This is a genomic window from Teretinema zuelzerae (assembly GCF_021021555.1).
GTDB lineage: Bacteria > Spirochaetota > Spirochaetia > Treponematales > Treponemataceae > Teretinema > Teretinema zuelzerae.
Map to the genome: position 1 here is coordinate 524,492 of NZ_JAINWA010000003.1, position 11,623 is coordinate 536,114.

11 protein-coding genes are annotated in these 11,623 nt (G+C 58.0%); 5 read left to right on the plus strand and 6 right to left on the minus strand.

Translation table 11 applies throughout. The annotated features are described in order from the left end of the window. The first annotated feature begins 43 nt into the window (after positions 1-43). Entirely contained in the window at positions 44-1,381 is a 1,338-nt protein-coding gene (locus K7J14_RS09675; protein WP_230755683.1) for a lysophospholipid acyltransferase family protein, read from the plus strand. Next, positions 1,368-2,702 carry an MFS transporter gene (locus K7J14_RS09680; RefSeq protein WP_230755685.1) on the plus strand — a complete coding sequence of 445 codons (1,335 nt, stop codon included), beginning with the start codon at positions 1,368-1,370 and terminating at the stop codon, positions 2,700-2,702. Before K7J14_RS09675 ends, K7J14_RS09680 begins: the two co-directional genes overlap by 14 nt. Here the strand turns inward: K7J14_RS09680 and amrS are convergent. Next, positions 2,699-3,625 carry an AmmeMemoRadiSam system radical SAM enzyme gene (amrS, locus tag K7J14_RS09685; RefSeq protein ID WP_230755687.1) on the minus strand — a complete coding sequence of 309 codons (927 nt, stop codon included), beginning with the start codon at positions 3,623-3,625 and terminating at the stop codon, positions 2,699-2,701. The two genes, K7J14_RS09680 and amrS, sit on opposite strands and share 4 nt — an antisense overlap. Beyond that, complete coding sequence (gene amrA, locus K7J14_RS09690; protein WP_230755689.1) at positions 3,625-5,028, minus strand: AmmeMemoRadiSam system protein A; 1,404 nt, start codon at positions 5,026-5,028, stop codon at positions 3,625-3,627. The genes amrS and amrA overlap by 1 nt, the downstream gene beginning before the upstream one ends. 66 nt (positions 5,029-5,094) lie before the next feature. Here amrA and K7J14_RS09695 point away from each other — a divergent pair, with 66 nt between their 5' ends. From K7J14_RS09695 to K7J14_RS09705, 3 genes are all read left to right on the plus strand, one after another. After that, positions 5,095-6,216 (plus strand): GGDEF domain-containing protein, encoded by a 1,122-nt coding sequence (locus tag K7J14_RS09695; protein WP_230755691.1) that lies wholly within the window; start codon positions 5,095-5,097, stop codon positions 6,214-6,216. 81 nt (positions 6,217-6,297) lie between these two features. Beyond that, entirely contained in the window at positions 6,298-6,633 is a 336-nt protein-coding gene (locus K7J14_RS09700) for a hypothetical protein (RefSeq protein ID WP_230755693.1), read from the plus strand. A gap of 61 nt (positions 6,634-6,694) precedes the next feature. After that, positions 6,695-7,783, plus strand: coding sequence for a metallophosphoesterase (locus tag K7J14_RS09705; protein WP_230755694.1), 1,089 nt, complete (start codon positions 6,695-6,697; stop codon positions 7,781-7,783). Positions 7,784-7,847: 64 nt separating this feature from the next. Here the strand turns inward: K7J14_RS09705 and ffh are convergent, their stop codons facing one another. From ffh to K7J14_RS09725, 4 genes are read right to left on the minus strand one after another with little or no spacing between them, the layout of a single operon-like run. Next, the gene (gene ffh / locus K7J14_RS09710) at positions 7,848-9,206 is read right to left on the minus strand and encodes a signal recognition particle protein (RefSeq protein ID WP_230755695.1); all 1,359 of its coding nucleotides are present in this window, start codon (positions 9,204-9,206) and stop codon (positions 7,848-7,850) included. Between the two features lie 3 nt (positions 9,207-9,209). Continuing rightward, positions 9,210-10,265, minus strand: a complete 1,056-nt coding sequence (locus K7J14_RS09715) for an NAD(P)H-dependent glycerol-3-phosphate dehydrogenase (RefSeq protein WP_230755696.1) — start codon at positions 10,263-10,265, stop codon at positions 9,210-9,212. 34 nt (positions 10,266-10,299) lie between these two features. Then, positions 10,300-10,743 carry a nucleoside-diphosphate kinase gene (ndk, locus tag K7J14_RS09720; protein ID WP_230758842.1) on the minus strand — a complete coding sequence of 148 codons (444 nt, stop codon included), beginning with the start codon at positions 10,741-10,743 and terminating at the stop codon, positions 10,300-10,302. Positions 10,744-10,783: 40 nt separating this feature from the next. Continuing rightward, positions 10,784-11,623: a DMT family transporter gene (locus tag K7J14_RS09725; RefSeq protein ID WP_230755697.1), complete on the minus strand. Its 840-nt coding sequence runs from the start codon at positions 11,621-11,623 to the stop codon at positions 10,784-10,786.

The window sequence follows — 11,623 nt, forward strand, 5'->3', positions numbered from 1 at the left end:
AGTGATCTTGCCAATTTTCACGGCTGCCTTTACACTGGATTCTATGTACACACCACAGATTGACCCGTTTGCAACCCTTGATCTGCCGGAGACCCATCTCAACCTGCCGGTAATATCCTTTTTCAGAAACATAGTCACCCCCTACGCGCGTTCGCTGAAATTCAACGAACCGGAAATACTCCATCCCGAACGCCTCCTTTCCGCATGGAAAGACTTTTCCGATAAAAAAACGCGGCTCATACTCGGATTTCGCCACGCCTACGGTGATGATCCGCAGATGATGGTATACACTATCCACCATGTTCTTCCGAAGCTCGGGCGGAAAAACCGCGCCCGACTGCCGCGCCTGACGCACGCGCATTTTATTTACGGGTCGGAGGTTCCGCTCTGGTCGGGGCCCTTCGTACGCTGGCTGCTTCCGCGGGCGGGAGCCGTGCCCGTGGGGCACGTCCACATGGACTCCAAGGGCATGACCCGCATTCGCAAGATGATCAGCGGAGCCGACTTTCCGATCGCGCTCGCACCCGAGGGCCATGTGACTTACGCGAGCAAACGGGTGCTCGAACTGGAAACAGGAACCGCGCGGTTCGGCTTCTGGGCTATGGAGGATTTGGAAAAGCAGGGAAGAACGGAAGAGGTATGCATTCTTCCGGTATCGACGCACTACCGCTACGCCGATTCCAGCAGGAAAATTCTGTCGCGCTATATCGCCGAAATGGAGAAAATCTGCGGCCTCCCGTGCCGAAGCCGGGATCGCGAACCAGCTTCGCTCGCAGAACGGCTGAGCGGCCTGGGAAGCGCGATCGAAACAAGGCTTCGCTCATGGTACGGCAAGACGGCGCCTCTGCCGGAAGGCGCCGAGCAGAAGGATCTCAGGGACGCGGCGCTCGCTCAGGCTGAGCATATTCTGAGAATCGAAAGTCCGCAGGGCGAGCGCGCGATGGCGAGGCTGTACCGCATACGGGCGAAGGCATGGGACGGCATATTCCGCGAAGACCTGGACGGAATGGACGGCCTTCAAAGGGAACTGGCGAGGCGAACCTGCGGCGAAGCATGGTTCGCCATGCGGCACATGGAGCTCGCCGAACTCCTTGAATACGTGCCGCTTTCCGGAGTAAGCCCGGAGGCGCCGCTCGAAGACCTGTGGGAGACCGCTGACAACTTCCGGGACTACCTCGAGCGGATCAAGGGCGGAACCCTCCGCAACCGGGCGCCTCGGGCCATGAGAACTCCGGTCATCGTTCCGGGAGAGCCCATCCGCATCAACGACTGGGCAGAACTCTACGCAAGGGATAAAAAAGCGGCGCTTCAGGCCGTGACCGATAGAATAAAAGAAGAGTATGAAAAATGCATAAAGGAGTACCTGCATGAGTTCGGCTAAATTATCATTGCGAGTAAAGGCCGGTTTCGGCATCGCGGATCTGGGGGGAAACCTCTTTTTTACCGCGATGGGCTTCTGGGCCCTGAATTACCTGACCGACACGGTCGCCCTTCCGGCCGCCGCCGCGGGCTTCGCCATCATGATCGGAAAATTCTGGGACGCCGTTACCGACCCGCTCGTCGGCTTTCTTTCCGACCGCACTAAAAGCAAAATGGGAAGACGGCGGCCGTGGATACTCTTCGGTTCGATACCGATGGCCCTGTCCATGTGGTACTTTTTCACCAAGCCCGGCGTCTCCGGCGCGACGGAGCTCACCGTCTGGGCCACCTTCGCCCTCTGCCTCCTGAACACAGCCTACACCCTGGTGAACATCCCCTACTCCGCCCTTACCCCCGAACTGACCGACGATTACCACGAGCGCACCAGCCTCAACGGCTTCCGCTTCGGCTTCGCGGTCGTCGGAACGATACTCGGCGCGGCCATCGTGCTGCCGATAGTAAACGCGCTGCCGGACAAGGCTTCGGGGTTCTCTGCCGCGGGAGCCGTGATGGGTTTCATCATGCTCGCGACCGCCCTCGTCACCTTCTTTTCGGTAAAAGAGCCGTCGCACGAAACGCGCGAAATTCCGGCTCAGGGTTTTCTGAAAACCTACCTGGAAGTATTCAGGAACAAGGCCTTCGTCGTTCTCATCCTCGCTTACGCCTGCAACATCATCGCGATCAACTTCCTGCAGGGAATTCTGGTGTATTACTTCAAGTACGTGTACCTGGCGGAATCCAGGACGACCGCGGCGATGGTGATACTGCTGGTGATTGCCATGTTTTTCATCCCGGTTTCGGTACCGGTCTCGAAGCGCATCGGTAAAAAGCTTACCTACCAGATCGGCCTTGCCGCGCTCGCGGCTACCTGCATGATCCTCTTTTTCGCCGGCCACATTCTCGGCATGAATTTCTTCATCGCCATGATGGGACTCGCGGGAGTCGGGCTCGGGCTCACCTACGTCGCGCCCTGGGCCATGGTGCCGGACGCGATCGAATGGGACGCGGTCAATACCGGAAGCCGGAAAGAGGGTTCGTACTACGGAATGTGGACCTTTCTTTCTAAATGCGGCCAGGCTATTTCCATCGGAGCTTCCGGCCTTATTCTCGGGCTGAGCGGCTACGCCGCCGAAACAACGCTCGGACCGAAGGCCATCTTCGCGATACGGCTGATCCTCGGCCCGGTTCCCGCGGCGGTATTCATCGGAGCGATCCTCATTCTTTCCGCTTACCCGATCACCGAGAAAATCTATAATGAAATGATGAAAAAACGCTCGTCCTAGATGTTTCCGCAGTATACGTAGCGCAGGTTCTCGCGGGCAATGTCCGCGAGAGCCATCAGAGCTGGAGCCTCTATGCTTCCCGGAGCGGCCATCTTCCAATCCGGATGATGGCGGTTGAGATGGAGAGGTATGCCGCTCCCGAGAGAGGCGACCCAGGCCGAAAGCGCGCGTATCTCCTCGGGATCCGAGTTGTGTCCGGGGATAACCAGGGTCGTCAGCTCCAGATGGCAGCGCGGAGACGAACGGGCGACCGCTTCGATGGTCTTTTTCACCGGAGACAGCGCTCCCCGGCATATAAACCGATAAAACGAATCGGAAAAAGCCTTGAGATCGATATTCATCGCGTCTACCAGGGGAAGAATTTCGGCAAGCGGCTCCGGATTTATGTAGCCGTTCGTCACGAGAACAACCTGAAGCCCCTTTTCGCGGGCTAACACCGCCGAATCCCTGACATATTCGAAATTGACGACCGGCTCGTTATACGTGAAGGCAAGCCCGATGTTTCCCCGGGATTGAAGCGCGAGAGCCTCGGAAACTAGATCGCCGGGACTGAGCCTCGTCGACCCGGGAATGATCGGAGCAGCGAATCCTTCATCTTCCTGAGCCTCTATCCAATCCCGCGAAATCGCGTGATTCTGGCAAAAACGGCACTCAAGATTGCATCCCCACGAGCCTGCCGAAAGTATTTTCGATCCCGGGTAGAACCGGGCCAACGGCTTCTTTTCTATAGGATCGAGGGCGAGCGCCGATACGCGGCCGTAGCCGAGCGGCTCCAAATCCCCCGACCGGTTGAAGCGCACGCCGCAGAACCCGGCCGAACCGGGAGGAATCCTGCAGCGGCGCGGACACAGAGAGCATTCCACGGTACCGTCCGGAAGGGTTTCCTGCCAGGAGCAGGATCGATGCGCGCTGTCGCCGTTCATCAGCGATGCCTCTCAACGGTGAAGCGCTCCATATCGAAGTGCTCGTCCGGCCCGATTCCCGCCTTCCGGCACGCGATCGCCAGCTGTTCCTCGACTGTGTCGACTCCTTCGAGATCGGGGAGCAGAAGACCGCGTTTATAGCCTGAAGACACGATTACTCCGTAGCGGGACGGATCGAGCTGAGAACGCGAAGCGATTTTTTCGGGTTCGGACAGAATATCTACGCTGATTTCCAGCTCGGCAAGCTCTTCCGGCCGCACTGGATCGAAGCGGGGATCCTCCGAGCACGCGGAGACCGCGTTTCGCATTATTTCGGATTGAAGGGTCTCGCGTACGGGCGAAATAGTGCCGATGCAGCCGCGCAGGGCTCCGTCTTTTTTCAGCGACACGAAGCAGCCGGCCCGCGCCGGAAATTCTCTCTTCTCAAGTTTCAGAAAGGCCGAGGGGTCGGGGCAATTCCCCGTGCGCACAAAGGATTCTATGGTCGTCCGGGCAATGCGGACAGGATCCGAACAGCTTGCTGAAGACAGGCAAATCCCGGCTACGGCATAGCCGATGCCGAAGGGCGCTTCGTAGGATGACAGCGTCGAGCGCAGGCCTTGAGGGAGCGAATCGGAGGGCGAAAGTCCGTTGTCGGCATAGAGGGCTCCGAGAGCCGTGAGAAGGGAATCAAGCCCGCATTCGGCCGCCGCTTCCCGGAAAGACGAGGGGAGATCAAGAAGCCGGGAAAAGTCGCCCGACTCGAAGGCGCCGGTTACGAGCCGGTCGAATTGCTCGCCTTCGGCTGCCATGCCGTACGGGCTTTCCGCGGAAACCTTGTGCGAAAGATCGCCGCTCGCTATGACGCATACCCGCCTTCCGGCCGAACGGGCGGCGGCCGCGAGAGCGCTTCCGGCCTTCCAAACCTGCCGGGGCGTGCCGAAGGCCGGAGCGATCGCGACAAGGGCGGCCGAGGGGCAGGCCTTCCTGAGCCAGTACAGCGGAACCAGAACTCCGTGATCGAGAGACGCCCCTCCGTCTATCCGGTCCATCAATTCCTGCCCGGGCCAGCCGGAGGCGATGCCGAGCGACCGGAATTCCCCGACGCACTCGCGAAGATACTCGGTGTCCTGAAACGCCGAAAGAGCGAGCGCGGGAGCGCCGAAGCGCTCGAAGGTGCCCGAAAGGATCCTGTTGTCGTAGGCGAAAATCCAGTCGGAAAACCGGGGAGCGTGCGGGGAAATAATGACGATCGTTTCAGTATCAAGAGATGCCGCAATGCCCGCCGCCTTGCGGCATGCGTCGATGGTCGCCCGGGCCGCTTCTTCCCGGCCGTTGCCGATCTCCCGCAGGATCACCGGAGGATGAGGGAAGAGAAATACTGCGCTTATGCGGCCGTTACGGTCGTCGACACGATCTTTCATATCTCAAGTATATGATACCGACAGAAAAAAAGTGACAAGAGCGAGGAAAAACCGTACAATCTGTGTATGACCGGCTCATCAGATATTCTTGCTCAATTCAACCGCCTCGAACAGGCCGGAGCGATAGACACCCTCGGGGAACTCCGCAGGGAGAACAGAGAGCTCGACCGCATCATCACCGACGCGGCGCTCATGGTTTCCTACACCGACGTAAACTCCATGCTTTCGTTCGTCATCGGCCGCCTGCTCGACCACTTCATACCCCAGTTTCTGGCCTTTCTGGTCCATCCTCCCCGGGGCGAAAAGCTGAGGCAATACTGCTACCGCAATCTGAAAGAAAGCGAGGATATGATAGATCCCCTGTACTACAATCTCATGAAGGAACGCTTCACGAGGAACCCGGCGCCGGCTACCTTCGCTGAAATCGCGGAGGAATTGGGGCAGGACCTCTTCGGAGACGATATCCGCTCCCTCGGCCCCGATCAGATTTACCCGATGGCCGGCATCGGCGGAGTCTGGGGCATCGTCATCCTGGGAAAAAAGGTCGTGGGAGACTCGTGGACGGAGCTCGAGATGAAATATCTCGATCGCATGTTCCGCTTCCTTTCGGTTTCAATGCAGAACGGGCTTCATTACGAAAGCTCGATAACCGATCCGAAAACCGGCCTGTTCACCCATGATTACTTTGTGCGCCATCTCGATGAAACCGTCGCCCTGTGCCAGCGCCATAAACGAACCGCCGGCATTCTGATGATGGACGTGGATCATTTCAAGAAATTCAACGACACCTGGGGCCATGTAACCGGCGACGTCGTTCTCATGCGGATGGCGAAAGTTCTCAAGCAAACGACCCGGGCAGAAGACTGCGTAGCCCGCTTCGGCGGAGAAGAGTTCTCCGTGCTGATCTCCGAATGCACCACCGAAGGCCTCATGACCGCGGCGGAGCGCATCAGGACAGCCGTGGAAGCCCTGCGCATCCATGTGGACGGCCAGGTTCTTTCGGTTACCATCAGCATCGGCGCGAGGCTGATAGAGCCTGCGGGCGACACCGGATCGCTCATGCTCATCGGGGACGCGGACAAGGCCCTCTACGTATCGAAGTCAGAAGGACGGAACCGCTCGAGCCTCTACATGAGCGGGCTGCTCGACCGGGCAGACTACATCAGGACCTTCAAGAATACTATTTGATCGGAGCCGAACCTTCCGCCCGGACGGCGCATTCATGCGCGCGTTCATGGATTCGCCTATACTCAAGGTACGGATGGAACCATGAATAAACGTCAATTCGAAGGCGAAGTTTCCCAGATCGTCAGGATGCTTTCCGAGCACGCCTATCTTCAATATTCCCCCGCATCTCAAAAAGAATACTCTCAAAAAATCGCCGCGGCCTGGGTGCATTTCCAGGAACTCATGCTCCGCGCCACCCATGTGCTTCTGCCCGAAGACCTCGAAGCGGCAGAAGATTTTTCCCTTGTCCGCAAGGGAACGGCCCACGAAGTGTATCGGCTCTTGAGCCGCGCGGCCGGACGCCATGGACGGAAGGGCGAACAGGAAACGGAAGCGCTTTTCAGAACGGCCGAAGAGCGGTTGAAGCTGATGCGCTGAACCAGCCGTTTTTTTGAAGGAAAGAAGCCCTCGGGAGCCCGGGTGCGCTATACTCTGGAGCATGAAGTATTCAGAGTTTCATCAGTTTTTCCGCAAATTCTTGTCCGAGTGCCCGGAAGAAGAACTTGATCCGGCGCGATCCTACGTCTTTCTCAGCGACCTTCACATGGGGAACGGCGGCTCCCGCGACGACCTGGTCCGCCACCGGGCCCTGATGGAAAACTCGCTCGCGAAGTGGTACCTGGAACAGAACTACATACTGGTTTTGAACGGAGACATCGAGGACAGCAACAAATTCCCGCTCCACTCTATACGAAGCGCCTGGAAGGACCTCCTCGAGATATTCGGTGAGTTCGCGAAACGGGGAAATCTGCGAAAAATTGTCGGAAACCACGACTACGAGCTGTTGGTCGAAAGAAACTACCCATGGAAATTATATGAAGGACTGGTATTCAAGTTCGGCAGCCGTAAAATCTTCGCCTTCCACGGCCATCAGGCGTCGAACCTCTATGTGGCCTTCGACTTTCTCTCTCGCTTCCTTATACGCTGGTTCCTGCGCCCTCTGCACATCAGAAACATCACCGTTTCGCGCGATTCGCGCCGGCGCTTCAGAACCGAGAAACGCATCTACCGGGCGGCGCTTGACTCGGGAATCGTGGCGATAGCGGGACACACGCACCGGCCGCTGTTCGAGTCGATGTCGAAATTCGACCACCTGAAGCTCCTGCTTGAAAACCTCTTGAGCGTGTATGTGAACGCGCCGGAAGAGAAAAAAGAAGAACTCGAACGGCAGATTCTCCTGTACCGAAGGGAGATGGAGGAGCTTGCCCGCGTGAAGGAAAAAAAGAGGAAAACGCAGAGCCTGTACGGCGACGGACCATTCCTCCTGCCGTGCCTGTTCAATTCGGGAAGCGCGACGAGCAAAAACGGATTCAATGCGCTTGAAATCCGGAACGGGATCATTTCTCTGGTGTACTGGACAGAGGGTCGGGACAACAGACCGTATATTCTGGAAGAGAGCAGGGAAAGCGGAACGGTGGACGGAAGGTTTTTCCGCTACACTCTCCAGTCGGACGCCCTCGAGGCGGTATTCACCCGGCTCGAACTCCTGGGGGATTTTCCCTCCGGAGCCGACGAACCGGGAGAGTAACGAACGGACCGGATCGCGTTTTCTGCGATCGGCTGCCGAACAGCCGATCGTCCCGGCAAACTGCTTACCGGCTGCCCATGCCCGGAAAACCGCCCATTCCGCCCATCTGATTCATGAGCTTCTGCGCGAGGCCCTTGTTCTTGGCGAACTTTCGCATGGTAAGGCGGGTCTTTTCGAACTGCTTCAACAATTTATTCACTTCCGCGACCGAGGTTCCCGAGCCCTTGGCGATGCGTTTACGCCGGGAAGGCCCGATGATCAGGTGATTGTTGCGTTCTTTTTTCGTCATGGACTGGATGATCGCTTTCTGGGCCTTCATCGCCTGCGTGTTGATGTCGGCTTCGCTGATCTGGCCGGCCATGCCGGGAAGCATATCGAGCATAGACTGGATCGAACCCATCTTGCCCATCTGCTCGAACTGGTCGAGCATGTCCTGCAGGGTGAAATTCTCGCTCGCCATCTTCTTTTGAAGACGGGCGGCTTCCTCGAGGTCCATCGTCTCCTGGGCTTTTTCGACCAGGCTGACGATGTCGCCCATGCCGAGGATGCGGCTCGCGATGCGCTCGGGATAAAAGGGTTCGAGGTCCTCGGTTTTTTCGCCGACGCCGACGAAAAGGATGGGCTTGCCGGTGATGGTTTTAAGCGACAAGGCGGCGCCGCCCCGGGCGTCTGAATCGAATTTGGTCAGGATGACGCCGGAGAGCCCCACCTGTTCGTCGAAGGATTTCGCGATTTCGACGGCGTTCTGGCCGGTCATGGAGTCCGCGACCAGAAGGGTTTCCACAGGATCAACCGCTTTCTTGATGCGGCCGATCTCGTCCATCATCGCTTCGTCGATCTGGAGGCGGCCGGCGGTATCGACGATCAGAACGTCGTGGCCGTTCTTCTTTGCGAAGGCGAGAGCGTTCTTCGCGACCTTCACCGCGTCCTTCGTGTCCTCGCGGTAGACGGCGACGCCGATCTTCTCTCCGAGTATCGAAAGCTGTTCGACGGCGGCGGGGCGGACCAGGTCGCACGCGGCGAGCAGGGGCTTCCTGCCCTCTTTTAAAAGGCGGGCGGCGAGCTTCGCGGCGCTGGTTGTCTTTCCGGAGCCCTGGAGGCCCAGAAAGAGGATGACGGATTGGGTGTCCGGACCCTTCAGACGGAGATCGGTTTTCGAATCTCCCAGGAGGGCGACCATGCGGTCGTGGACGATTTTAACGAACTGCTGGCCCGGATCGACGGCGCGCAGAACCTTTTCGCCCTTGGCTTCTTCGATGGTCGCGTTGACGAACCGGCGCACGACGCGGAGATTTACGTCCGCGTCGAGAAGAGCCATTTTTATTTCTTCAACCGCGTCCTCGATATTTTTTTCCGTGATGGAAGCCTTGCCGCCGATCTTTCTGAAAATATCGCTGAACGCGGTGGTGACTTTTTCGAGCATCGATTAAATCTCCATTCCGTCGAGAATTTCCTGGATGAACTGGGCAGGCTGCATTTCCTTGTTCAAAATACGGAACAGGCCGTTGCAGATCGGGAGGCGGAGGTTCCGCTCCTGCGCGATCTGATGCACGTATTTGCAGGCGACCGCTCCTTCCGGGAGGTAGCCGATTTCTGAAATGCGGGCGATAAGATCGTCGAGATCGGAGAACTTGTCGAGAATGTTTTTCTGGATGATGTCGTGCCCGAATCGGCGGTTTCTTCCGTATTTGCTGCGGCAGGTAACGTCGAGGTCGCCGACACCCGAAATGGAAGTAAAGGTTTCAGGATGGGTCGCGCCCATCGCCCGGCCGATGATCTGAATTTCGTTCAGGCCGGCAGCTAAAAGGAGGGACTCGGTGTTGTCGCCGAAAACGTCGGACTTTTCCGCGATCGCGTCCAGACAGCCGAAGGCCACCGCGACCACGTTTTTCGCGGCGGCGCAGATCTGCACGCCGATGACGTCGAAGCTGGAATACACCAGGAGGCCCTTCGAGCGGAGCGCCTCTCGAAAGCGGATCGAATTGCGGGGATTTTCGCAGGCGGCGACGAGGCCGGTAACCTTGCCCATCGCGACTTCCTCGGCGTGGCTCGGACCGGCGATGTACACCAGATTCTTCTTGTAGGATTCGGGGAGGACGCCCTCGAGCGTTTCGAGAATGAGCTTGGGAGATCCCTCCGAGGGAATGAAGCCCTTGGTGAGGATGCCGATGCAGGTAGAGCCGTCCGCGATGTTCGGAACATCCAACAGCCCTTTCATGGTTCTCGCGAGATAGAGCGACGGGCTCGCCAGGATGAGAAAGTCCTTCCCGGAGGCGACTTTCTTGATGTCGGCGGAGGCCGTCAGATTTTCCGGAGCGATAAATCCGGGGAGGAATTTCTTGTTTTCGTGAACAGTATTGATAGACTCGACGACGTCGGCTTCAAGAGCCCACAATTCAACTTCCTGGCCCTTTTTCGCCAGGGAGATGCCCATGGCGGTACCCCAGGCGCCCGCGCCGATAATTCCGATTTTTTGGCTCATTTCATGACTCCTTCTCTAGTTCAAAACAGCGCGGTCAATACCACGCCGCGTTTCCGTCATCCCAGGAGACGATTTCATTCGGCTGGAAGAACAGCTTCAATTCGCGTTCCGCGCTCTCGGGAGAGTCTGAGGAATGGATGATATTCAAGTTCGTATGCAAACAAAAATCCCCCCGGATGGTTCCCGGAAGCGATTCGCAGACGGCGGTCGGCCCGCATATTTTACGCACCAGCTGGACCGCTTCGTCGCCTTCGATCACCATAGCGACGACCGGACCGGAAATGATGTACTGAATCAAACCGTCGTAAAAGCTCTTTCCCTTGTGCTCGGCGTAATGAGTCGCGGCGAGAAGGGGCGGAATGGTAAGAATCTTCATTCCTACGATCTTCAAGCCCTTCCGCTCGAAACGCGCGAGCACTTCGCCCACGATCCTGCGCTGAAGCACGCCCGGCTTCAGCATGGCAAAGGTTCTTTGAATTGCCATTTCTATAGTCCTCCAAAATAATTGTCCTACTGTATTATATTCTGCGCGCTTTGAGAACCGTCCGGGCCGCGATGGCGCCCAGAATGATCGCGCCGCCGGCAACCGCGCGGGTACCCGGCAATTCGCCCCAGAACAGGGCCACCCACACCGGGTTCATAACCGGTTCGATCATGGTGATCAGGGAGCAGGAAACGGCCGATACGCCGCATATTCCGCGCGAGTACAAAATGGAGGGAATTCCCATCTGAAAAACGCCGAGCAGGGCGAGGCCGAGCAGTCCGGCGCCGTCGGGAGGGCCGGAACGGATCATGAACGGAAGCGACACCGCGAAGGTGATCAGATGCGCCAGCATGAATGAATCGGCGGGCCGTTCGTTTTGCTGGCGGCGCATGAAAACCGCCGTCATGGCGAAGGTTACTCCCGACGCGATCGCGAGCGCGTTGCCGAGGGCGGAACCGGGAGCGAGATCGTCGAAAAAGAAGAGCACCATGCCGCCGAGCACCGCGGCTACGGCGAACCAGTCGAAGCGGGTAACTTTTTCGTCGGGCAGCAGCCAGAGGCCGAGCAGGATGATGTACACCGGTTCCACATACTGCAGCAGCACCGCGTTCGCGGAAGTCGTCAGCTTGTTCGCCGTAACGAAGAGGATCATGGTGGCGCTGTACGAAAAAGCGGCGAGGATCTGGTTCGCGGAAAACGTGAATTTCGGGCGCTTCAGCAAAATGAGCATGGTGACGAAGCCGAACAGGCTCCGTCCGCCGGCTATCGCGAACGCGTCCCATTGGACGAGTTTTATTAAAATCCCCGCGGTGCTCCAGAGAGCCGCGCAGAGGACGAGGGATCCGATCGCGGACCCCCTTGTCTCACGCATCAT

Excerpts from the sequence above, each read along its gene's own strand:
- ffh (WP_230755695.1), bottom strand. The coding sequence starts at position 9,206 with ATGCTCGAAAAAGTCACCACCGCGTTCAGCGATATTTTCAGAAAGATC.
- K7J14_RS09680 (WP_230755685.1), top strand. The coding sequence starts at position 1,368 with ATGAGTTCGGCTAAATTATCATTGCGAGTAAAGGCCGGTTTCGGCATC.
- K7J14_RS09705 (WP_230755694.1), top strand. The coding sequence starts at position 6,695 with ATGAAGTATTCAGAGTTTCATCAGTTTTTCCGCAAATTCTTGTCCGAG.
- K7J14_RS09695 (WP_230755691.1), top strand. The coding sequence starts at position 5,095 with ATGACCGGCTCATCAGATATTCTTGCTCAATTCAACCGCCTCGAACAG.
- K7J14_RS09700 (WP_230755693.1), top strand. The coding sequence starts at position 6,298 with ATGAATAAACGTCAATTCGAAGGCGAAGTTTCCCAGATCGTCAGGATG.
- amrS (WP_230755687.1), bottom strand. The coding sequence starts at position 3,625 with ATGAACGGCGACAGCGCGCATCGATCCTGCTCCTGGCAGGAAACCCTT.
- K7J14_RS09725 (WP_230755697.1), bottom strand. The coding sequence starts at position 11,623 with ATGATGCGTGAGACAAGGGGGTCCGCGATCGGATCCCTCGTCCTCTGC.
- K7J14_RS09715 (WP_230755696.1), bottom strand. The coding sequence starts at position 10,265 with ATGAGCCAAAAAATCGGAATTATCGGCGCGGGCGCCTGGGGTACCGCC.
- amrA (WP_230755689.1), bottom strand. The coding sequence starts at position 5,028 with ATGAAAGATCGTGTCGACGACCGTAACGGCCGCATAAGCGCAGTATTT.
- K7J14_RS09675 (WP_230755683.1), top strand. The coding sequence starts at position 44 with ATGTACACACCACAGATTGACCCGTTTGCAACCCTTGATCTGCCGGAG.